The organism is Micromonospora sp. WMMA2032, assembly GCF_002688545.1.
GTDB classification, from domain to species: Bacteria; Actinomycetota; Actinomycetes; order Mycobacteriales; family Micromonosporaceae; genus Micromonospora; species Micromonospora sediminicola.
The window spans coordinates 4462948-4486082 of record NZ_CP024052.1 but is presented as its reverse complement, the minus strand read 5'-3'; the positions used below and the strand labels follow the sequence as shown (position 1 = coordinate 4486082).

The 23135-nt window shown below is 72.0% G+C and carries 17 protein-coding genes; 9 read left to right on the top strand and 8 right to left on the bottom strand.

Features of this window, described 5'->3' with window-relative positions; all coding sequences use genetic code 11:
* The first annotated feature begins 7 nt into the window (after window positions 1-7).
* The 4 genes from CO540_RS20785 (at window position 8) to fxsT (ending at window position 8366) form a co-directional block, all read left to right on the top strand.
* Window positions 8-2311, top strand: coding sequence for an FxsB family cyclophane-forming radical SAM/SPASM peptide maturase (locus CO540_RS20785; protein WP_099163309.1), 2304 nt, complete (start codon window positions 8-10; stop codon window positions 2309-2311).
* Entirely contained in the window at window positions 2299-3114 is an 816-nt protein-coding gene (locus CO540_RS20780) for an aminoglycoside N(3)-acetyltransferase (RefSeq protein WP_253866132.1), read from the top strand. The genes CO540_RS20785 and CO540_RS20780 overlap by 13 nt, the downstream gene beginning before the upstream one ends.
* 129 nt (window positions 3115-3243) lie before the next feature.
* A complete protein-coding gene (locus CO540_RS20775) occupies window positions 3244-4434 on the top strand; it encodes a TIR-like protein FxsC (RefSeq protein ID WP_099163308.1) in 1191 nt (396 codons plus the stop codon).
* Window positions 4431-8366, top strand: coding sequence for an FxSxx-COOH system tetratricopeptide repeat protein (gene fxsT, locus CO540_RS20770; RefSeq protein ID WP_099163307.1), 3936 nt, complete (start codon window positions 4431-4433; stop codon window positions 8364-8366). The genes CO540_RS20775 and fxsT overlap by 4 nt, the downstream gene beginning before the upstream one ends.
* Here the strand turns inward: fxsT and CO540_RS20765 are convergent.
* Window positions 8344-9264 carry an alpha/beta fold hydrolase gene (locus CO540_RS20765; RefSeq protein WP_098747472.1) on the bottom strand — a complete coding sequence of 307 codons (921 nt, stop codon included), beginning with the start codon at window positions 9262-9264 and terminating at the stop codon, window positions 8344-8346. The genes fxsT and CO540_RS20765 overlap by 23 nt on opposite strands.
* Before the next feature lie 57 nt (window positions 9265-9321).
* Complete coding sequence (locus CO540_RS20760; RefSeq protein WP_099163306.1) at window positions 9322-12765, bottom strand: NACHT domain-containing NTPase; 3444 nt, start codon at window positions 12763-12765, stop codon at window positions 9322-9324.
* A gap of 219 nt (window positions 12766-12984) precedes the next feature.
* Here CO540_RS20760 and CO540_RS20755 point away from each other — a divergent pair, with 219 nt between their 5' ends.
* The 3 genes from CO540_RS20755 (at window position 12985) to CO540_RS30625 (ending at window position 15025) form a co-directional block, all read left to right on the top strand.
* Window positions 12985-13788 (top strand): DUF1206 domain-containing protein, encoded by an 804-nt coding sequence (locus CO540_RS20755; protein WP_099163305.1) that lies wholly within the window; start codon window positions 12985-12987, stop codon window positions 13786-13788.
* Window positions 13789-13859: 71 nt separating this feature from the next.
* Window positions 13860-14588 carry a hypothetical protein gene (locus CO540_RS30630; RefSeq protein ID WP_216642293.1) on the top strand — a complete coding sequence of 243 codons (729 nt, stop codon included), beginning with the start codon at window positions 13860-13862 and terminating at the stop codon, window positions 14586-14588.
* Complete coding sequence (locus CO540_RS30625) at window positions 14585-15025, top strand: NUDIX hydrolase (RefSeq protein WP_253866117.1); 441 nt, start codon at window positions 14585-14587, stop codon at window positions 15023-15025. The genes CO540_RS30630 and CO540_RS30625 overlap by 4 nt, the downstream gene beginning before the upstream one ends.
* Before the next feature lie 11 nt (window positions 15026-15036).
* On the opposite strand, the gene CO540_RS20745 is transcribed toward CO540_RS30625, so the two are convergent.
* The 6 genes from CO540_RS20745 to CO540_RS20720 form a co-directional block, all read right to left on the bottom strand.
* Window positions 15037-15594, bottom strand: coding sequence for a DUF3592 domain-containing protein (locus CO540_RS20745; RefSeq protein ID WP_253866115.1), 558 nt, complete (start codon window positions 15592-15594; stop codon window positions 15037-15039).
* Window positions 15595-15674: 80 nt separating this feature from the next.
* Complete coding sequence (locus CO540_RS20740) at window positions 15675-16082, bottom strand: arsenate reductase ArsC (protein ID WP_099163304.1); 408 nt, start codon at window positions 16080-16082, stop codon at window positions 15675-15677.
* A 58-nt stretch (window positions 16083-16140) separates the two neighbouring features.
* On the bottom strand, window positions 16141-17232 hold the full coding sequence (gene arsB / locus CO540_RS20735) for an ACR3 family arsenite efflux transporter (protein WP_099163303.1): 1092 nt from the start codon (window positions 17230-17232) through the stop codon (window positions 16141-16143).
* 166 nt (window positions 17233-17398) lie between these two features.
* Window positions 17399-18088, bottom strand: coding sequence for an arsenate reductase ArsC (locus CO540_RS31040; RefSeq protein WP_099163302.1), 690 nt, complete (start codon window positions 18086-18088; stop codon window positions 17399-17401).
* A complete protein-coding gene (locus tag CO540_RS20725; protein ID WP_099163301.1) occupies window positions 18085-18777 on the bottom strand; it encodes a helix-turn-helix domain-containing protein in 693 nt (230 codons plus the stop codon). The genes CO540_RS31040 and CO540_RS20725 overlap by 4 nt, the downstream gene beginning before the upstream one ends.
* A gap of 92 nt (window positions 18778-18869) precedes the next feature.
* A complete protein-coding gene (locus CO540_RS20720; RefSeq protein WP_099163300.1) occupies window positions 18870-19244 on the bottom strand; it encodes a metalloregulator ArsR/SmtB family transcription factor in 375 nt (124 codons plus the stop codon).
* Window positions 19245-19388: 144 nt separating this feature from the next.
* On the opposite strand from CO540_RS20720, the gene CO540_RS20715 reads away from it, so the two are divergent.
* Window positions 19389-20810 carry an FAD-dependent oxidoreductase gene (locus CO540_RS20715; RefSeq protein WP_099163299.1) on the top strand — a complete coding sequence of 474 codons (1422 nt, stop codon included), beginning with the start codon at window positions 19389-19391 and terminating at the stop codon, window positions 20808-20810.
* A gap of 478 nt (window positions 20811-21288) precedes the next feature.
* Window positions 21289-23073, top strand: coding sequence for an AIPR family protein (locus CO540_RS20710; RefSeq protein WP_157779164.1), 1785 nt, complete (start codon window positions 21289-21291; stop codon window positions 23071-23073).
* The last annotated feature ends 62 nt before the right edge of the window (window positions 23074-23135 follow it).

The following is a 23135-nucleotide window of genomic DNA, read 5'->3' as shown; positions in this document are numbered from 1 at the left end:
TCCGGCGATGTCCCCCGGGCCGGCCCGCGCGGCGCTGACCGAGTTCGTGCTGAAGGTCCACTCCAGATGCGATCTGGCGTGCGACCACTGCTACGTCTACGAACACGCCGACCAGAGCTGGCGCCGACGCCCGGCGCGGATGACGCCCGAGGTGCTCCGGGCCGCGGCCGGCCGGATCGCCGAGCACGCCGCCGCGCACCACCTGCCGCGCGTCTCGGTCATCCTGCACGGCGGGGAGCCGCTGCTGCTGGGCCCCGAGCGGCTGCGCCGGGTCCTCGCCGACCTCCGGGCCGCCGTCGCCCCAGTCACCGACCTGCGGATCGGCATGCAGACCAACGGGGTGCTGCTCTCCGAACGGTTCTGCGACCTGCTCGCCGAGTACGACGTCGCGGTCGGAGTCTCACTGGACGGCGACCGCGCCGCCAACGACCGGCACCGGCGGTTCCGCAACGGCGCCAGCAGCCACGACCAGGTGCTGCGGGCCCTCGCCCTCATCCGTCGCCCGGCCTACCGGCGGCTCTGGTCCGGGCTGCTGTGCACGGTCGACGTCCGCAACGACCCGCTCGCCGTCTACGAGTCGCTGCTCGCCGAGGGACCGCCCCGGATCGACTTCCTGCTCCCGCACGCCACCTGGGACAGCCCACCCCCACGGCCGGGCGGCGGCGCCGCGTACGCCGACTGGCTCCGCGCGGTCTACGACCGCTGGCGGGCGGACGGACGTCCGGTCCCGGTCCGCCTCTTCGACTCGCTCCGGTCCACGGCCGGCGGCGGTCCCAGCGGCACCGAGTGGCTCGGCCTCGACCCGGTCGACCTGGCCGTGATCGAGACGGACGGCGAGTGGGAGCAGGCGGACTCGCTCAAGACCACGTACGACGGCGCGCCCGCCACCGGCATGACCGTCTTCTCGCACTCGGCCGACGACGTCGCCGGAAGCCCGGAACTGGCCCGCCGCCGCGCCGGCCGCGCCGGGCTCAGCGACGAGTGCCGGCGCTGCCCGGTGGTCGCCCAGTGCGGTGGGGGCCTCTTCGCCCACCGCTACGGCGACGGGCACTTCGACCACCCCAGCGTCTACTGCGTCGATCTGAAAGAGCTGATCGTGCACGTGAACGAGAACCCACCGGCGTCCGCGCCGGCCCCGTTGGCCGCCGAGCCGGCCGACGACCTGATCGACCGTCTCGCGGCCTCGACCGGCGACCGGTCCGCCGTCCGCCGGCTCGTGGAGGCGCAGACCGCCATCGTCCGCGCGCTGCTCGGCGCGGTGGCCGGCGACCTGCCGGGTGCCGGCCCGGGGGCGGACGGCTGGGCGGCTCTGACCGATCTCGACCGGCACGCGCCGGATTCGGTCGCCCGGGTCACCGCCCACCCGTACGTCCGCGCGTGGGCGGTCGAGTGCCTGGCCGGCGCCGGCACCGGCGCCCGCTACGGCGCCGACTACCTGGCCGCGATCGCCGCCGCCGTGGCGCGCGACGCCGGCATCCCGCTCCGGCTCGCCGTGCCGGTCCGGGCCGGCCGCCTGCACCTGCCGACCGTCGGCACCGTGCTGCTGCCCGAGGTCGGCGACGGCGCGGCGGAGGTCCACGTCGGCCCCGGGACGCTGCGGGTGACCGCCGGAGCGGTGACGGTACGCGTCGACGCGGCCGGGAACGAGCCCCGCTGGCAACCCACCCGGGCTCTGGTCGCGGACGACGTGACGGTCCTGCTGGAGGACGGCGACCCGCACCGCGACTGCCACCGGCTGCCCGCCGCCGGGCGGCTCGACGACGCGACCGCCGCCCACTGGGCGACCACGTTCGGCGCCGCGTGGACGATCGTCCGGGACGAGACGCCGGGCCACGCCGAGGAACTGCGCGCCGGCCTGCGGGCCCTGGTGCCGTTGCGACGCAGCGGCGCCGGTGTGAGCGAGGCCTCGACCGCGCGGCAGGCGTTCGGCGGCGTCGCGGCCACGGAGACCGACGCCGGCTCCCTGGCGGTGCTGCTGGTGCACGAGTTCCAGCACAGCAAGATGAACGCCCTGCTCGACCTCTACGACCTCGTCGACGGCACCCGGCCGGCAGGGATCACGGTCGGCTGGCGGCCCGACCCGCGCCCCCCGGAGGCCGTGCTGCAGGGCATCTACGCGCACGCGGCGGTGGCCGACATCTGGCGCGTCCGGGCCGACCGCCACGTCGACGGGGCGCAGGCGGTCTACCGGCGGTACCGGGACTGGACGGCCGAGGCCATCGGCGCCCTGGAGCGGGCGGACGCCCTCACCCCGGTGGGTTCGCGGCTGCTCCGGCAGGTGGCCCACGCGGTGGCCGGGTGGCCGTCGTGACCACCGCCGTCCGCGCCGGGCACCGACTCGGCACCCTCACCGCCGAGCTGCGGGCGTTGGGGCTGGGCCCCGGCGACGTCGTGCTCGTGCACTGCGCGATGCGCGCCGTCGGCCCGGTCACCGGTGGCGCGGCCACCCTGGCCCGGGCGCTCCGGGCGGCCGTCGGGCCGGCGGGCACCGTCGTGGTGCCGGCGCAGACCCCCGACAACTCGGTCAGCAGCGCGGCGTACCGCACCGCGACCGCCGGGATGACCGACGACGAACGCCGGGCGTACGAGGAGCGGATGCCCGGCTTCGACCCGGCCACCACACCGTCGTTCGGGGTGGGCGCGCTCGCCGAACACGTACGCCGGCTGCCCGGCGCGGTGCGCAGCCGCCACCCCCAGACGTCGTTCAGCGCGTGGGGCCCCCGGGCGCAGGCGCTGATGCGCGTCCACGACCTCGACTCGCACCTCGGCCAGCGGTCCCCGTTGGCCGCCCTGGAGGCCGCCGACGCGCGGATCCTGCTGCTCGGCGTCGGCTGGTCGTCGTGCACCGCCCTGCACCTGGCCGAGTACCGCTCGCACCACCCGCCGATGATCCGCCCCTACCGCTGCTACGTGCTCCGGGACGGCCGCCGGGAGCGGCTCGACTTCGTCGCCCCGCACCTGGACGCGGCCCCGTTCACCGCGATCGGCGAGGACCTCGACCGGGCGGACTTCACCCGCCACGGAAAGGTCGGGGACGCCGTCGCCCGTCTGCTGCCGATGCCGGCGGCGGTGCGCACCGCGGTCGGCTGGATGGATCACCACGCCGGACGGTGAGGCCTGTTCACCGGTGGGCACCGTCTCTTACTCTGATCGATACGCACAACGTGTCGACTGGAGAGCAGCGCGTGATCATTACCGGTTGGCGGTCGGAGGTTCCGTCCACGCTGGACGGGTCGTGCCGACGTGAGTCCTGAGAGGCCCGTCCTCGCCGGCGCACGCTACTTCTTCCTCAGCTACGTCCCCCCACCGACACACAGCGACCGCACCCTCGGCGACCACTGGGTCCGCCGCTTCTACCACGATCTCAACCTCGCCATCGACGGGCGCCCGGGTGCGCGGCTGCGCCGGCGGGGCTTCGCCGACTTCACCGTCCGGTTGTCGGAGGATCGGGCGGAACAGAAGCGCGTGGCGCTCGCCGAGGCCGAGGTGTTCGTCCCGCTCTACTCACCGGACTACCTCAACCGGGACGACTCGCGCCGGGAACGGGAGTGGTTCCGGCAACGGCTGCTACGGGCCGGCCGGCCGGCCGACGGGGACAACATCCTGCCCGTGCTGTGGACCCCGTCACCCGCCGCCGTCCACGCGACCGACCAGGCCCGGGCGCTGGCCATGGCCGCGGACGTGGAGGCCTACGCCGCCAACGGGATGAGCGCGCTCTGCCGCCTGCAGATCTTCCAGCGCGACTACCAGGAGGTCCTGGGCCGGCTGGCCCAGCACATCGTCGACACCGCCGAGCAGACTCCGCTGCAACCGGCCGAGCCGCCGACCGGGCCGACCGACGTGCCCTCGTCCCCGACCAGCGAGGTGCCCTTCCTGGCCGTGGTCATCGCCCCCGGCCAGCTGCCGGAGGCGGGCCGGCTCAACGGGCGGCCCGACACGCACGCCGCTCGGTGGCGACCGTTCCGCGACCGACCGCCGGTGGTCGACGACGTGACCGACGCGGTCCAGCGGTTGCGGATGCCCATCGACGTCCAGGACTTCGCGCCGGACGAGGGCCTGTTCCGGGGCTGCCCGGGTGTCCTCATGGTCGACCCGCGGGTGGTCGAGACGCCGGACGGTACGGAGGCGGTCCGCGCGGCCGTCGACTGCCTGCACAGCTGGGTGGGGGTGGTGGTGCTCATCGACGACCCGGCACCCGGTCGCCGCTCCCACGCCACGGTGCTGCTCGACCGGGCGGTGGCGATGTTCCCCCGAACGGCCCGCCCGCTGGCGGTCAGCACGTACGACGACTGGCGGGCCGGGGTGCACGGCCTGGTCGACCGGATGCGACGCCGCTACCTGGACGCGCGACCGGCCTACCCGCCGCCGGGACGGCCGATCAGCAAGCCCCGGCTCTGGGAGAACCCGCCGCCCGACGAAGGAGTGGAGCCATGACCCGACCCGAGGGACAGGTCGTCACCTTCTACTCCTACAAGGGCGGCACCGGCCGGACCATGGCCCTGGCCAACGTGGCGTGGATCCTCGCCGCCAACGGCAAGCGGGTCCTGGCCGTCGACTGGGACCTGGAATCCCCCGGGCTGGCGCGCTTCTTCGCGCCGTTCATCGACCGCGACGCGCTGGAGAGCACCGGCGGGGTGATCGACCTGATCCGGGAGTACGAGTGGGCAACCACCACCACGCAGGACAAGGGCGACGACCGCTGGCACGAGCAGTACGCCCGCGTGCACAAGTACTCGTTCTCGCTGAACTGGTCGAACTTCCCCGGTGACGGCACGCTCGACTTCCTCTCGGCGGGCCAGCAGAACAACGACTACGCCGGCGCGCTGGCCGGGATGAACTGGGACGAGTTCTACGAGCGGCAGGGCGGCGGCCACTTCTTCGACGCGCTGCGCGCCGACATGAAGCGCAACTACGACTACGTCCTGATCGACAGCCGCACCGGCTTCTCCGACGTCGCCGACATCTGCACCATCCAGCTCCCGGACGTGCTCGTCACCTGCTTCACCCTGAGCGAGCAGGGCATCACCGGGGCGGCCAAGGTGGCCCGACTGGTCGAGCACCGCTACGGCTCGCGGCGGATCCGGGTGCTGCCCGTGCCGATGCGGATCGACCCGGCCGAGAAGATCAAGGCGGACACCGGGCGGGCCGTGGCCCGGCAGCGCTTCAGCGGCCTGCCGAGCGGGATGAGCGAGGCCGAACGGGACCGCTACTGGGCCCGGATGCAGGTCCCCTACCAGGCCTACTACGCGTACGAGGAGTTGCTGGCGACCTTCGCCGACCAGCCCGGCGTCAACGGCTCGCTGCTGTCGGCGTACGAGGTGCTGGCCCGGGAGATCACCCGGGGCGAGGTGGAGTCGCTGCCCCCGATGAGCGGCGCGGTGCGCGACCGGGTCAACGCCCGGTTCACCCGCACGTCCACCTCGGTGGAGAACGAGATCCTGCTGCGGCACGACCCGTACGACCGGGTGTGGGCGGAGTGGATCGGCAACCTGCTCGCCTCGGCCGACGTCCGGGTGACCGACCCCTGGTTCGCCGACGACGAGGCGCCCCGCACGGCCCGGGAGCTGATCATCGTCTCGGAGGCCAACGCCACCGAGGAGGCCGTGCTCGCCGCGCCGGACCGCTCACCCGACCAGGTGCCGCTGGTCGTCTACGTCGCGGACGTGCGGCGGCTCGCCAACGTGCCGGCCGCGCACAGCGTCTCGGTGGCCGGGCTGGAGGCCCGGACCGCGGCGACCCGCATCCTGCGCCTCGTCGGGCGGGAGGGCGCGAGCGCCGACGTCGAGCTGCCGACCGGCCCCCGGTTCCCCGGCCGGGACAACAGCGTCTTCGAGGTGCCCGGCCGGAACAAGCGCTTCACCGGCCGCGAGGCGGACCTGCGGGAGCTGCGGACGCTGCTGCGCAGCAGCCCGAAGGTGGTGCTGGCCGGCACCGGACCGGTGGCGTTGCAGGGCATGGGCGGCATCGGCAAGAGCCAACTGGCGCTGGAGTACGCCCACCGCTACCGCGCCGCGTACGACATGGTGTGGTGGGTCGACGCCGACCAGGTGCCGTTCATCGAGTCCGCGATCGGCGACCTGGCGCCCTACCTGGGCGTGCAGTCGTCGGAGTCGAACCGGGAGAACGCCCGGCTGGTCCTCCAGGCGTTGCGCCACACCGACCTGCGGTGGCTGCTCATCATGGACAACGCCGACGAGGTCGAGGGCGTGCTGCCCTACGTGCCGGACGGCAAGGGCCACGTCCTGATCACGTCCCGCAACCTCCAGTGGGTGGAGCGGGCGACCACCGTGCAGGTCGACGTGTTCAAGCGGGCGGAGAGCATCCAGCACCTCACCGAGCGGGTGCCGAACATGCGGCCGGACCAGGCCGACAAGATCGCCTCCCTGCTGGGTGACCTGCCGATCGCGGTCACCGCCGCGGCGGCCTGGCTGGCCGACACCGGCCACTCGGTCGACAGCTACCTCACCGAGATCGCCCGCTTCGGTCCGGGCGCGGTGATGGAACCGAACAGCAACGTCTCGGTGGAGGCCACCTGGGAGTTGTCCCTCAACCACCTGCGCACCCGGAACCCGGCGGCCTACCGGGTGCTCCAGCTCTGCTCGGTGTTCGCGCCGGAGATCTCGGCCGATCTGGTCTACAGCAACAAGTTCGCCGAGGCGCTGGTGCCGTTCCACCCGCAGGCGAAGGAGCGCCTGGTCCGCCAGCAGCTGGTGCAGCAGGCCAACCGGCTCGCCCTGGTCCGGGTCGACCTCCGGGCCGACAACCCGTCCGGCGGCGAGCGGAGCCGGGGCGGGCTCGTGCTCATGCACCGCCTGCTCCAGCACGCCGTCCGGTCCCGGATGACGGAGGAGGAACTCGACGAGGCGCGCGCCCAGGTCCACCTCGTGCTGGCCGCCTTCCGGCCCGAGGGCGAGGTGGACGACCCGGTCAACTGGCCCAAGTTCCGGGTGATCTGGCCGCACCTGGAGCCGTCGAAGGCGGCGCTCAGCCGGAAGGTCGAGGTGCGGGCGCTGATGATCGACCGGGTCCGCTACCTGCAGTTGCGGGGCGACCTGGAGACCGGCCGCCGGCTCGGCGAGGAGGTCGTCCGGACCTGGAAGGGGATGCTGGCGACGGAGACCGACGAGCGGGCGCGGGAGGACCTGCGCCGGCAGTTGCTGCACCTCCAGTTCAACCTCGCCAACATCCTCGCCTTCCTCGGGCAGTTCAAGGATTCCCGGGCGCTGGACGAGAAGGTGCTCGCGGCCCAGCGGGAACTGCTCGGCGACGACCACCCGCACACCCTGATGACGGCGGGCGGGCTGGCGCGCGACCTGCGGGGCATGGGCATGTACAGCGAGGCGCTGCGCCTCGACGAGGCCACCTTCAACGCCTGGAAGCGACTGTTCGCCGAGGACCATCCGCGTACCCTCGCCGCCCTGAACAACCTGGCCAGCACCCAGCGCCTGATGGGAGACTTCCAGGAGGCGCGCAAGAACGACGAGATGGTGCTGGAGGGGCGCCGCGGCACCCTCACCGACAGCCACCCGGACACGCTGGCCTCCTCCGCCTACGTGGGCATCGACATGCGCGACGCCGGAGACTACGAGCAGTCGATCGCCCGGCTGCGGGCCGTCCACCGGGACCTGCTGCACACCGCCGGCGCCGAACACCTGATCACCCTGCGGACGCAGACGAACCTGGCGGTGTCGCTGCGCGCGGCCGGGTACGCGGTCGAGGCGGGCAAGCTGCTCGAGGCCGCCTACGAGCTGCTGACCGAACGGTTCGGGCCGGACAACCCGGAGACCCTCACCTGCCGGCTGAGCCTGTCGATCAACCTGCTCACCGTCGACCTCCACCAGCGGGCCAGCCGGGAACTCACCGAGGTGCACCGCATCTACCGGCGCAACCTCGGTCCCGAGCACCCGTTGACCCTGGTCTGCCAGGTCAACCTGGCGATGGTGGCCCGTCGCGCCGGGGACTTCGTCGAGGCGCGGCAGCTCGCCGGCAGCTCGGCGGACGCGCTCGCCGCCGTGCTCGGCGACGCGCACCCGTACCCCCTCTCCGGCTGGATGAACCAGGCCATCTGCCTCGCCGAGCAGCCGGACCCGCCGGAGGGCCGGGAGGCGGCGGACCGGGCGGCGCTGGAGCTGTTGCAGCGTGCCTCCCGTGGTCTCGACCGCGTGCTCCAACCGGAGCATCCGAACGCGCTGCGCTGCCGGGCCAACCTGGTGCTGATGCGGGAGCGGATGGAATCCGGCCGGCGGGCGGAGATCGAGACGGTGGCCGACAAGCTCGCCCGTCGGTTGGGCGAGCACCATCCGGCGGTCGAGGCGCTCCGCCAGCACCGGTTCCAGCGGCGGATCATCGACCCGCATCCGATCTGACCGGGGTCCGCTCCGACGGGCGGGTCAGCCAGGCCAACATCTCCGGCAGCACCTCGACCGCGCCGAAGTGCGCGCTGCGGTGCTGCACGTGCAGTTGCGCGCCGGGGATCCGACCGGCCAGCCACCGGGTGTGGCTGGCCGGGGCGAAGTTGTCGTCGGCACCGTGCCACAGCCGTACCGGCATCCGGATCTCCGCCAGCGAGATGCCCCAGTCGGCGCGCAGCGCGAGGACGTCGTCGATCCAGCCGTCCGGCCCCCGCCGCAGCGCCTCGGCGTAGGCGTCGGTCAACTGCCGGCGGATCGGCACCCCGGCCACCACCCGACGGTCGGCCTCGGTCATCTGCTCGACCAGCAGCGCCAGCAACGAGCCCGGGTCGTCGATCGTCCGCTCCGCCCGCAGGCGCAACTGCTCGGCGAGGACCACCTCGTCGTGCTCGGCGGTCCCGTAGTCGCGGACGTTCGCCTCCGTCATGCCGCCGAACCAGTCCAGTCCGGTCGCGCCGGCCGGGGCGAGGCCGACCAGCACGGCGGTGCGCCGTACCCGCTCCGGCAGCAGCGCCGCGCAGGCCAGGGCGTGCGGGCCGCCCCCGGAGCGGCCGACCACCGAGAACTCGTCCAGGCCCAGGTCGTCGGCGATGGCCGCGACGTCGGCGGCGGCGTCGGCCACCCGGCGGCCCGGCAGCCGGCTGGAACCGCCGTAGCCCGGTCGGTCGTAGGAGATCAGCCGGACGCCGAGCCGGTAGAGCACGCTCGATCGCGGGCGTGGCCCGTTGCGGCTGCCCGGCGTGCCGTGCATCAGGAACACCGGCCAGCCGCGCTCCGCGCCGGCCACGTCGACGGCCAGGCTGCGCCTTCCGGATCGGACGATGTGCTCGCGGTGCGTGGGCGGGTGTGACAAACCGGGCCTCCGGGACGGTGGTGGTGGCGGGGGTGGCGGGCCGGGCCGGGCGCGCGGTCAGAACCCATCGGCGGCCGGGCCCTGATCGGTCGCCGCGAGGACGCGCAGCGTGTCGACGGCGGCCGTCAACGTGACGTCGGCGGGCACCCGGTCGTGCGCCCGCAGGTAGTCGAGGAGCAGCCGGCACAGGCTCGTCTCGTCGAGGAACTCGTCGGGCAGCCGGTGCGCGAGCAGGGCCGCCATGGTCCCGGGCCGGATCTTCCGCCAGGCCAGGTCGGCGTACTCGCTCAGCGCCATCAGCAACCACAACGCGGTGCGGTTGTCGACCCGCGCGGCGGCGAACTGCTCCGCCATCTCGGCGGAGACCACCCCGTCCTCCAGGGGCAGCTCGGCGAGCCGCCCCTCGATGTCGGCGAGCACCGCCCGCACCCGGGGCACGTACTCCGCCGGCAGCCGGTCGAGCCCGTGCCGGAGGATCAGCGCGTGCAGGACCGCGTGGTCCTCCGGCGTGCCGATCGAGTCGAGCAGCTCGGGAAACTCGTCGATCAGGTACGGGCACGAGATGATCAGCTCCGGGGGCGCGGTCACCGACCGGGGCAGTCGGTCCAGCGCCACCCGGGTCAACCCGCAGACCACCTCGCGGGGCAACTGCGCGCCGTCCTCGGCGAGGCATTCCAGCAGCACCGTGGCGCTGGTGCTGGACACCGCGCCCGGCGATTCGACGGCCCGTTCCCACAGCCGCCGGTAGCTGCGCTCGTCGTAGAGGATGAGCTGGTGCAACGACGGCACCGGCCAACGCCGGGTGGCCAGCGACACCAGGTCCGCGTGGAACCGGCCGGCCTCGAAGCTGTCCGGCTGCCGGCCGCGCCACGTCCGCGCGCCGGCCTGCAACTGGCCGTACGTGGTGATGTCGCCGAGCAGCCGGGCCTCCTCGGCGGCCACGCTCACGGTCTCGCCCCGGCGCTCGCGCCGCCGTTCCGCGGTGATCCGGCCGTCGGCGTCCCGCCCCAGCCAGCTGATCATGGCGAGCTGGCCCTTCTCGTCGAGCCCGGCCCGCCACAGCCGCACCGTGGAGACCCAGGTCTCGTCGTCCATCAGGTCGGTGTGCCGTACGCCGTCGGGCGACACCAGCGCGGCCAGCGCGACCAGGTTGGCGGTGTACGCGGCGAGCAGCCGCACCGGGTCGTAGGGCGACGGCCGGTAGCCGTCCACCCCGGCGACGTTGCCCCGCTGCCGCGCCTCGGCCAGCAGCTCGGCGACGGTCTCGATGATCGCGCCACGCTCCTCCGGGTGCCGGGCGCTGAGTTCCCGGGCGAACCCGACCACCGCCTCCCGTTTCACCAGGGGCTGGTGGGAGAGCAGGGCGCGGAACTGGCCGGTGTCCAGTTGGTAGCCGAAGCCGGCTGGGGTGCGGGTGCGCCGCCGCAGCTCGGCCAGTTCCCGCAGCGACCCGATCACGTACTCCGCGATCAGGAAGTCGCCGATCGTCGCGTGCAGGAACTCGTAGGTCCGGCGGGCGTCCTCGCCCTGGAGGTCGTCCGGGCCGTACACGACGAAGAAGGCGGCGGTGACCAGTTGCTCCGGCCCGAGCACGTCGCCGAGCTCGAACCGGGTGCCGTCGCCGGAGCCGGAGCCGAAGCAGCCCAGGTCGTCGCGGAGCGCGGCCCGGTTCACCAGTTCCCGGTTGCGGTTGAACATGGCGAACGCGGTGATCGCCAGGTCGCGCCGCAGCCGGTGTTCCCGAGCCTCCCGCTCGCGTTGCGACAGGTCACCCGGCGCCTTCTCGCCGATCTGCCGCCGGATGAAGGCGGTGAGCAGGCCGGTGAACAGGTCGGACCGGGAGATACCCAGGTCGGGGGGTCCTTCCACCCGGTGCTCGTCGTAGTAGATGGCCAGCAGGGTGAGCAGCAGCGGCTGCCGGGCCAGCTCGCCGTGCGACAGCAGGTCGCGGGCGGACAGGCGACGGTAGCCGGACCGGTCCTCGTTGGCGCCGTTGACGGCCGACACCCAGGTCGTCACCTGCGCGTCGGTCAGGTCCTCCAGCCGGACCAGCACGGTGCCCTGGGGCACGCTGGCCCGGTCCATCACCAGCATCCGTGAGGTGATCACCGGGATGACCGAGTAGCCCAGGTCCCACTGGGCCTCCTGGAACTCGGCCACCCGGTCGATGTACTGGGAGTGGGCGGTGCCGGTGACCTGGACGAGTTCGTCGAACCCGTCGAAGACGACCACGACCGTGGTGGTGCTCGTGGCGCGGCGCAGGTCCGCCCACCGGATGCGCTCGTCCATCAGCTGCTCGATCGCCGACTCGATCTGCTCGGTCGGCGAGGTGTCCCCGGACATCCGGCGCAGCGGTACGACGATGGCGGTGAACCGGTTCGCCGGCAGCCGGGCCGCGATCACCCGGGTCAGCAGCGTCTTGCCGGCGCCGGGCTGACCGAGGACCAGCAGCGGGCGGTGCAGGCTCGCCGGGTCGGTCAGGTAGTCGGAGAGGAACCCGACCAGGTCGCCGCTGCGCGGCTGCTCCTCCCACCAGCGCTCCCGCTCCGGCGCGGCGCGCTTGTCGTATTCCGCGACCCGGAAGTCGGGGCTGATGAACCCCCGCTCCACGGTGGGCAGCCGCAGGTGGAAGTCGATGTCCTTGATCCGCAGCAGCGGCTGCCGGAACACCGCGCCCAGCGAGCCGGCGAGCCGGTCGAGGGATTCCCGGAGCCGGTCCGGCTCGGGCGCGGCCGGGCCGGCCAGCCCGGCCAGGTTGCGGGACAGGTCCGCCAGCGCGTCCAGCCGGTCCGCGACCTCGGCGGTCAGCTTCCGGTTGTCGACCAGGTTGTGCTCGATCGCCTGCCGGACCATCCGGAACCCGAACTCCGGCAGGTCGGTGGCGAGCCGGTCGAAGCGGTCCTCGTAGTGCCACATGCTGCGCGCGACCACGCGGGACCGCAGCGAGGTGAGGTCGAGCCCGCGCCGCACCGCCGGCCAGGCGGCGAGGCCGTCGCAGAAGGCGATGGTGGCGTCGTACAGGGTGACGTAGGCCGCCTCGACGTCCCGCCGGGTGTCGTCCATGCCGTGCACCGACGACGGCAGCGGAAAGTATCCGGCGTCGATTTCCTGGGGCAGGGTGTGTCGACGTCGCTCGGCCGGCACCATGGCGACCTTTTCCGCGTCGGTCAGTTCCAGCCGGTCGAAGCCCGGGCCCACCTCGTCCCGGAATCCGTCGAAGAACGCGGACAGCGCCAGCACCGTGTGGCTGGCCTCCAACAGTTCGTAGTACGCCTTTCCGCCGGATGCGCGTATCCGGCCGGCCTGGTTGCCGGTGGCGTCCCGGACGAGCTGCATGAGCGCGTTCTTCGGACCGAGCAGGGCCAGCGCCGCACCGTGCGAGAGCGCGCCCGCGCCCAGGATTCCCGCGTTGACGACCTTGTCGGTCTCGGTGATGCGCGCGCTGCCGGGCGCCAACAGTCGTAACGCATCTCGATAGCTGAGGCTCGAACGGCGCGGCATGCCGCCCCTTTCGCTGCGGGCGATCGGATCCTTCAAGGATAGAAACTTCACTGACGGAAAGCTATCGATTCCGCACCGGGGCGAAGGCTTTAGCACGACTTGCCGCTCATTCATTTCATTCACCCGATAAATGGGAGGCAAGGGGTTGAAGGCGGTCATTTCATCGCGCACACCGGGGCCGGAGGTTTGGCGGGAGCCGCGATCGGTGAATGACGGCCCATGTCATCGCTGTCCGCGCGGACGCGCGGGGCCGCCTCCCGCGCCGCCGACAACTCCTGGCTGGAGCGCCTGACCCGGGCCGGCTTCGTCGGCTACGGCACCCTGCACCTGCTCTTCGCGTACGTGATCATGAAGGTCGCCCTCGGCGGGCCGGCCGCCGACGGCGACCAGTCGGGCGCCATGCAGCAGATCGCCGACGAACCGTTCGGCGCGGCGCTCATCGGGGCGATCGTCGTCGGGTTGGTGGCCATGGCGGTCTGGCAGGTGCTGGAAATCTTCCGCGAGCGCCGGCTGACCGAGCGGACGGCGTCGGCCGGCCGGGCGGCGTTCTACCTCTACCTCGCGTTCAGCGGGGTCAAGGTGCTGCGCGGCAAGAAGTCGTCCAGCGCCGACACCCAGCAGGACGCCGCCGCGGGGCTGCTCGCCTCCGACGCCGGCCGGGTCGCCGTCATGACGGCGGGCCTGATCCTGGCGGGGATCGGCGTCTGGCTGGCGATCGTCGGGATCACCAGGCGCTTCGAGAAGCACCTGCACGTCGGCCGGATGGCGGCGGCGACGCGACGGCTGGTCGGCCGGCTCGGCGCGGTGGGTTTCACGGCCAAGGGCCTGGCGTACGCGATCGCCGGGATCCTGTTCGTGGTGGCCGCCTGGCGGTACGACCCGGAGAAGGCGCGCGGACTCGACGCGGCGCTGCGCGCGCTCGCCGACGAGAGCTACGGCACCTGGCTGCTGCTCGTGGTGGCGGTCGGGTTCACGGCGTACGGCCTGTTCGCGGTGACCGAGGCGCGCTACCGCAAGGTCTGACCCGGGGCGCGCCGCCGGCACACCTTCAAGATCGATGCCGGGTATCGTCCGGGGACCGACCGGGAGGTGCGATGGGCGCGAAGACGGCGCTGTTGGCGTTCGCCGATGGCGACCTGCGGCCGTTGTTGCGGGCCGCGGTCGCCTCGGACCCGGCGGAGGCCGAGGCCGCCGTCCGGCAGGCCCTTCCCGGGTACGACCTCACACCGGCCGACGACAGCACGCTCGACGTGACCTGGCCGCCCGAGGACGTCACCCACGTCGCGGCGCTGCCCGGAGCCACGGTCCTGTGCGACCGCCGGCTGGTCCTCGACCGCCCGTCGGAACTGCCCGAGCACCTGCTCCGCCTCGGTACCGGCCGGCGGATCGTCATGCACGGCATGCACTCGGGCGTGGACGGGCTCTGTTTCGCGGTCTGGGAGGACGGGAAGCTGGTCCGCTCGCTCAGCCTGTCCCCGGACGGCGGCATCGCCGAGAACATCGGGGAGCCGTACGACTTCGAGCGCCCGTACTGGGACGGCCAACATCCGGTGAAACCGGTCCCCTACCCGCTGCCGTTCCACCCGCTGGAATTGGGCGAGGACGCCCTGCGCGCCCTGTTCGGCTTCACCATCGAGGGCCGGCGTCGGCCGGACGACGTCGACGCCGACGCCGTTCCCGTGCACGTCTTCCGCGTCGCGGACCCCACGGGTCGGGAACAGGCGGCGCGTGCGGCCGCCTACGCACAGGCGATGCGCGCCATGGGGCCGCCGCGAAGGTTCCGCCTGGGACCGGACGGGACGCTGGAGGAGGTCACGCCGTGACCTCACCGCCGCACATTCGCGCCGTGGCCGTCGCCGTGGTGCGACGCGGGGACGACCTCCTGGTCTTCGAGGCGCACGACGCGACGAAGCGGGAGACGTTCTACCGGCCGCTGGGCGGTGGCGTCGAGTTCGGGGAGTCGGCCGCCGAGGCCGTGCGGCGGGAGCTGCGGGAGGAGCTGGCCGTCGAGCTGTCCGGTGTGGAACTGCTCGGCGTCCTGGAGAACATCTTCACGGCGTTCGGCCGCGCCGGTCACGAGATCGTGTTCGTCTTCTCGGCCGACCTGGCCGACCCGTCGATCTACGACCGGGACGCCGTCGGGATCGTCGCGGACGAGGGCAGCCCGGTCAGTTGGCAGCCGCTGCGCCGCTTCGCCGGCGGCGAGGCGATCCTCTACCCGGACGGCCTCCTGGACCTGCTGCCCCGCGCCCTCCCGTGACCGCCCGGCCCTCAGCGTCGCCGCTTCCGCTTGTGCCGGATGCGGACGGTGGCGTCGGTGCCGCCCGCCCCTGGTGCGGCGGCCGGACGCGGCGGCGTACGGCGGCGTGACCGGCTCGGCCACCGGAGCCGGGACAGCGCGAGGGGAATCGCGACCACGAGGAGCATGAAGCCCGCCGCGCCGAGCCCGCCCTGGAGCCGGCCCCGGTGGCCGCTCAACTGGCCGAAGTCGGTGACGAAGTCGCCCGGGTCGACCCGGTTCACCCAGATCGGCACCTCGTCGCCGATCGACCGGCACACCTCGACGCAGGCCACCTCACGCTCGTACGTCCGGCCGTCCACCTCGTAACGGAAGTACATCGTCTTCGACGTGCCCCCGCGTTTCGTCACCTGGTCGTGCACGAGCGCCCGCGTCGGCACACCACGGGCGCGCAGCTCGGCCTGCCAGTCGTCCAGCTCGTTCTGGGTGTGGATCGGCAGCCAGAGCAGTGCACCACCGGCCACCAGCAGGAACACGCAGCCGAGGGCGGTCAGGGCCGGCGACCGCCACGGCGGGGTCGAGGAACGCACCGAGCCATCATGTCGGTCCGACGCAAGCGGTCACCACGGGTCGTGGGTGGTACCCGGCGGGCCGCGTCGAAGGGGTCGTGTCAGGCGGTGGGACGCAGCTCGGCGAGGAGCCCCTCCACCCGGGTACGGATGTCGTCGCGGATCGGGCGGACCGCGTCCACGCCCTTGCCGGCGGGATCGTCGAGCTTCCAGTCCTCGTACCGCTTGCCGGGGAAGACGGGGCAGGCGTCACCGCAGCCCATCGTCACGATGACGTCCGAGGACTCCGCGGTCTCGTACTCGAGGAGTTTCGGGGTCTGGTCGGTGATGTCGATGCCGACCTCGGCCATGGCCTGGACGGCCGCGGGGTTGACCGCCTCGGCGGGCGCGGAGCCGGCGGAGCGGACCTCGACGGTGTCGCCGGCGAGGTGGCGGAGCCAGCCGGCGGCCATCTGGGAGCGGCCGGCGTTGTGGACGCAGACGAACAGGACGCTGGGCTTGTCGCTCATGACGTTCTCCAGGGAGGTATGGTCGCCGCGCGGTGGGCCGCGGCGCGGTGCGGTCGAGTCACCTCGCGGCCTGGGTGCCGGGGGTGGGGAACAGCCGGCGGCGGGCCCACAACGACACGTAGACCAGGCCGACGAGGACGGGCACCTCGATCAGGGGACCGACGACGCCGGCGAGGGCCTGACCGGAGGCCACGCCGAACGTGCCGATCGCGACCGCGATGGCCAGTTCGAAGTTGTTGCCGGCGGCGGTGAACGCCAGGGTGGTCGTGCGCTCGTAGGTCAGGCCGATGGCCCGGCCGAGCAGGTAGGACCCGGCCCACATGACGGCGAAGTAGGCCAGCAGCGGCAGGGCGATGCGGGCGACGTCGACCGGCCGGTCGGTGATGGCTTCGCCCTGGAGGGCGAACAGGATCACGATGGTGAACAGCAACCCGTACAGGGCGACGGGCCCGACCCTGGGCAGGAACCGCTGCTCGTACCAGTCGCGGCCCTTGGCGCGCTCGCCGAGGCGACGGGAGAGGTAGCCGGCGAGCAGCGGGATGCCGAGGAAGACGAGCACGTTGCCGGCGATGTCCCAACCGGAGACCTCCAACGCGGCACCGTCCAGACCCAACCAGCCGGGCAGCACCGACAGGTAGAACCAGCCGAGCAGACCGAAGGCGAGGACCTGGAACACGGAGTTGAGGGCGACGAGGACGGCGGCGGCCTCCCGGTCGCCGCAGGCGAGGTCGTTCCAGATGATGACCATGGCAATGCAGCGGGCCAGGCCGACGATGATCAGGCCGGTGCGGTACTCCGGCTGGTCGGCCAGGAACAACCAGGCCAGGGCGAACATGAGGGCGGGGCCGACGATCCAGTTGAGGACCAACGACGAGACCAGCAGGCGCCGGTCGCCGGTGACGGTGTCGAGGCGGTCGTAGCGGACCTTGGCCAGCACCGGATACATCATGATCAGCAGGCCGAGCGCGATGGGCAGCGAGATGCCGCCGATCTTGACGGCGTCCAGGGCGGCGTCCAGCCCGGGAACGATCCGGCCGAGCAGCAGCCCGGCGACCATGGCCAGGCCGATCCACACCGGCAGGAGTCGGTCGAGGCGGGACAGACGTGCCGCCACCGGTGCGGCATGGTCGGCTCGGGTGGCGGTGCTCATGGAGACTCCCGTGGGTCGTCGGTGCTGGCGCGTGCGCGTCGAGCGAGGTCACCGACGTCGCGTGACGTTGGACTGGCGTATCCCGGGTCCTCGCCCGGGTGACCGGTGCGGGCGGGACGGTCGGCGAGCAGGTCTCGGACGCGGAGCGGATCGGTCGGCAACCTGGTCACATCGCCGTCGCCACCGGCGAGCCGGGCCGTGGGACCAGGATGCCGATCTGATCCAACAGGTGGCGGACGCGGCGTTCGACCTCGTCCCGGATGGGTCGCACGTCGGCCAGGTCGAGGCCGGCGGGGTCGTCGAGGTCCCAGTTCTCGTAGCGGGTGCCGGGAAAGACCGGGCAGGCGTCGCCGCAGCCCATGGTGACCACGACGTCGGCGGCGCGCACGACCTCGTCGGTCCACGGCTTGGGGAACTCCTGCGAGATGTCGATGCCGCGTTCGGCCATGGCGGCGACGGCGGCGGGGGCGACGGCGGCGCCGGGTTCGCTGCCGCCGGACCAGGCGACGGCCCGGTCGCCGGCGAGGTGGGCGAAGAACCCGAGCGCCATCTGGGAGCGACCGGCGTTGTGGGTGCACAGGAACAGCACCACGGGGCGACCGTCCCGGTGGTGACCCTCGACCCGGGCCAGAGCCTGCAGGCGCTGGCGGGCGAAGCGTTCGGCGAGCAGGGGCAGGTAGTGGGGGATGGTGCTGTCGGTGGCGAACTGGTCGTGGCTGGAGTACAGGAACCGCTCGATCGTCTCGGCGCCGTAGACGCCGGTGAACTCCTCGGCGAGCCGCGTCGCCGCGGTGCGCAGGGCGACCTGCTGGTCGATGGAGACCTCCTGGCGGAGGTGAGGGCTGGTGTCAGTCATGACAGTTCTCCGGGCGCGATGGTGACGGCGGGGGCGACCCGGTCGACGCGGGCGGCGAGGTCGGCGAACGCGGCCTCGAACGCCTCGTCGGTGTCGACACGGACCGGATCGGGCACGGACCAGTGCAGGCGCGGGCGGACGGGCCCGGTGAGGTCTTCGTGGGCGTTGTCACACACGGCGATGAGCAGGTCGTCGTCGCGGGCGACGTCGGTGACGTGGGCGGTGGCGGTGGGATCCAGACGCAGCCCGTGCCGGCCGGCGACCGTCACGGCGCGGGGATGCACCCGGGAGGCCGGTTGCGTTCCGGCGGACGCAGCCGGGGTGTGGGTGCGGTCGCGCCAGAGCGCGGCGGCGAGTTGGGAGCGCGCGGAGTTGCGGGTGCAGACGAACACCACCCGGCCGACCCCGGTCAGCGGGGGCGGGGTCAGCACGGCCAGGGACTCCGCCCGGAGCCGCAGGTAGGTGCGGCGCTTGTCACCCTCGGAACGGCCCTTGACCACCAGGCCGGCTTCGGTAAGGACCTTGACGTGGTGGGCGACGAGGTTGGTGGGCAGGTCGAGGGTGTGGGCGATCTCCCCCGGGGACGCGTCACCGAGGGTGAGGGCGTCCACGATCGCCAGCCGCGCCGGATCGCCGAGCGCGGCGTGGATGCGCGCCCGCCCCGCCAGGGAGTTAAGCTCAACGTCCATTGACTCAACGTTAGCTGACTTAACGTCGATTGCCAACGCCACCCCCGGGAAGCACCCCTCCCCGGACTCCCCGACAAGGACCGCCAGGGCCGCTACGGCGCGGCGGGCTCGACGGAGAGCAGCGACGCCAACTGGCGAAGGACGCCTTGCCGGGCGCGGTAGTAGACCCAGGTGCCGCGCCGCTCGGCGTCGACCAGGCCGGCCTCGCGCAGCGTCCTCAGGTGGTGCGAGATCGTGGGGCCGGTCAGGTCGAACGCCGGCGTGAGATCGCAGACGCAGGCCTCCCCGCCCTCGGCGGAGGCGATCATCGACATCAACTGGAGACGCACCGGGTCGCCGAGCGCCTTGAACGCCGACGCGAGCGCACCCGCCGCCTGCGCGGGCACCGGTCGTCGGGTCAGCGGCGCACAGCAGGAGGTCTCCGCGTTCAGGTCGATGGCGACGAGCGGCGTCGACTGCTTAGACATGCCTCTAGGTTGACATTCTTCTAATCAACGTGCAACTCTCTGATTTGACGGACGTCGAGACAGACCAGGCGGGAACGGCACGCGAATCCCGGGCCACCACCCGCATCGCTGATTCGACAGTTATCAACACAGAGGAGTTGCCTGATGAGCGCCCTGGATACCCTCCCGGTCGTGGTGATCGGCGCCGGACCCGTCGGCCTCGCCGCCGCCGCCAACCTGCACGAACGGGGCCTGCCCTTCCTCGTCCTCGAAGCCGGCGACACCGCCGGCGCGGCGGTGCGCCAGTGGGGCCACGTACGGGTGTTCTCCCCGTGGCGGTACGACGTCGACCCCGCCGCCCGGCGGCTGCTCGACGACGCCGGCTGGGTCGCTCCCGACGCCGACGCCCTGCCCACCGGCGCCGAACTGGCCGCCGACTACCTCCAGCCACTGGCGGAGCTGCCGGCGCTCAAGCCGCACCTGCGCTACGGCGCCCGGGTCGAGGCGATCAGCCGGCTCGGCCTGGACCGGCTGCGCACCGTCGGTCGCGACACCACCCCGTTCCTCATCCGCCTCACCGACGGCGAGGAGGTGCTCGCGCGCGCGGTCATCGACGCCTCCGGCACCTGGCGCACGCCGAACGTCCTCGGCGCCTCCGGCCTGCCCGCCCTCGGCGAGGCCGAGGCCGGCGCGTACCTCGAGCACGCCCTGCCCGACGTGCTCGGCGCCGACCGCGACCGCTTCGCCGACCGCCACACCCTCGTCGTCGGCGCCGGTCATTCCGCCGCCAACACCCTGCTCTCCCTGGCCGACCTCGCGGCCGAGCACCCGGGAACCGCGGTGACCTGGGCGATCCGCACCGCCTCGCCGGCGCGCACCTACGGCGGCGGCGACGCCGACGCCCTCCCCGCCCGCGGGGCGCTGGGCTCCCGGCTGCGGGCCCACGTCGACGCCGGCCGGATCCGGCTGCTCACCGGCTTCTCCGTCCACGCCCTCACCCCGACCGGTGACGACCGGGTGACCGTCGTGGTGCGCCACGGCGACGGCAGCGAAGAATCGGTCACCGTGGACCGCATCGTCGCCGCCACCGGTTTCCGCCCCGACCACTCCATAGCCGCCGAACTGCGCTTGGACCTCGACCCGGTCATGGGTGCCACCCGCGCCCTCGCCCCGCTCATCGACCCCAACGAGCACTCCTGCGGCACCGTGCCTCCGCACGGGGTGGACGAACTCGCCCACCCGGAGGTCGGCTACTACGCCGTGGGGATGAAGAGCTACGGGCGGGCGCCCACGTTCCTGATGGCCACCGGCTACGAGCAGGTCCGCTCCGTCGTCGCCGCCCTCGCCGGCGACTGGGCCGCCGCCCGCGACGTCCAGCTCGACCTGCCGGAGACCGGCGTGTGCAACAGCAACCCCGACGACTCCGCCACCGGCGACGGCTGCTGCGGACCCGCGCCGGCCACCGAGCCGACGTCACGCGGACTGGCCACCGGAATCTCCGGCGGGTTGCTCGCCGCGCCGCTGAACCTGGTCACGCTCGACGCCGCACCCGTCGACGCCCAGACCGGTGGCTGTTGCGGCAGCTGATGCCCACCCCCACGGCGGTCGCGCGATGCATGATCGCCGGCTCGATCACCGCCACCGGGGCTTGACAAGGAAAAAGCCTGACCCGCGTTTCCGCGGGTCAGGCTTTTTCCATCTTGTGCGCCCGAAGGGACTCGAATCCCTAACCTTCTGATCCGTACTCAGGAGGAGAGGGTGCGCGTGACCTGCAGCTATATAGGTTTGTCCGGATACGGCATGTAGCAGTGTCGACGGAACGTGACGCTAGACCGCGTTCTCATCCCCCACGGTGCCACTCAAGTGGCACGGTTGATGCCGATGTGCAGCGAGACCGGCTACAGGCTCGCGACTGCTAACGGGCTAGCCGCCTCGTCCTGCAGGTACAGCGACGCCTCCGACCTGCTGAGGATTGCCCACCAATCAGTTGATGTTATGTGAACGAAGATCGAGTCCGGCTCGCGCAGGGCGATCCTATCGACCAAATTTCGCCTACACTTCGTGCGTGGCCGACAACGAACAGGTGTTGCTCGATCAAGTCCTGGTCCAGCGGCAGGCCGACCGGTCCATCCCAATCCGCGACGATGAGGCATTCGAGATCTTCGCTGCGGAGCAGGCACTCACCGCGCGGCAACTGTCCTCGGAGGAGGTAGCCGAGGGCGTCATCGGAGGCAGCAACGACGGGGCGATCGACGCGATCTACGTGTTCGTCGGCGGGGTGCTCCTCTCCGAGGACAGCGACGTGCTGCAGGACGGGTTCTCCGCGGTCAAACTACCGCGCGGCGTGAAGCTTGAACTCTGGTTGGTGCAGGCTAAGCGAGAGACGTCGTTCACCGAGACGGCCATCGACAAGGCTGGGAGCGCGCTTGCGCGGCTACTGAACCTCTCGGAGAACGAGGACGATCTCCTCAAGCTGTATTCGCCGGGCACGGTCTTGCGGACGGGGTTCTTTCGGAAGGCTCTCCGAGTGCTGGCCACGCGGCACCCTCAGGTCGAGATTCACTTCGTGTATGCAACCCGGGGGCGCGCCACCGGCCCGAACTCGATCAACACCAAGGTCGAGATCAAGGCTCGCGACCTGGAGGCTCAGCTCGCCAGCGTTATCCCCGGCGCCAACGGTCGCGTCGAGTTCCTCGGGGCCGCCGAGTTGTGGCGCAGGGCGAACGCTGTCCCGTCATACACGACGGAACTGACCTATCAGGAGAACGCGACCAGCGGCAACAGCCACGTCGCCCTGGTCAAGCTACGCGATTACCTGACCTTCCTGGCCGATGAGAACGGCCACCTACGACGGCACATCTTCGACTGGAACGTCCGCGACTACCAAGGCGATGTCGAGGTGAACCGGGAGATCCGACAATCCTTGGAGGACCCCGAGGGGCCGGAGTTCTGGTGGCTGAACAACGGCGTCACCATCGTCTGCTCCAAGGCCACCACGGTCGCCAAGACCTATTCTCTCGACGACGTGCAGGTGGTCAACGGATTGCAGTCATCGCACACCATCTTCAATTTCCTGCGAACGGCGCCCGCGGACCATCCAGCGTTCGAACGCTCGGTGCTGGTCCGCATCCTGGTGACCGGCGATGACCTAGCCACCCGGGATCTCGTCATCCGTGCAACCAACCGGCAGACATCGGTGCCGGCGGCGTCGTTGCGCGCGACCGACGACATTCAGCGCGACATCGAGGCGTACTTCCTCGGGCAGGACTGGTACTACGACCGGCGGAAGAACTTCTACCGCAACAGCGGGCGCAGCGCGGAACGGATCGTGAGCATCTCGCTGCTTGCGCAGGCTGTCATGGCAATGGGTCTCAGCCGCCCGGACAACTCGCGAGCCCGGCCATCGAGCCTCCTTAAGCGTGACGAAGAGTACCGGCGGATCTTCTCCAAGGAGTTCCCGGTGAAGATCTATCTCTGGGTCGCCAGGGCTCAGAAGGAGATCGACGCGTTCCTGGCGTCGGAGGCCGCCGGTGTCAGCGTGCCGGAGCGGAACAACTACCGCTTCCACTTAGCCATGGTGGCAGCCGCGAGGCTTGTAGGGCAGCCGGTGCGGTCCCCGAAGCAGCTCAACCACCTCGCGTCGGCAGGTACTCCGCTGGCCGAAGCGGATCTGCCGGCGGCCTTGGAGTTCCTACGGGATGAGTTCGCCGCGCACGAGCGCCGAACCGGCAACTCACCCGACAAGATCGCCAAGGGCCCCGACTTTGTCGAGCACCTGCTCGGGATACCCCCAGAGAAGATGTCCAAGGGACCAGACTTCGTTGAGCGCCTGTTCAAGCGCTTCTCGTAGGGCGGCAGTAGTGACAGGCCGCTGGTCTCGCGACTCTCCGCAGAGGCAACGGCGCCCCAGCG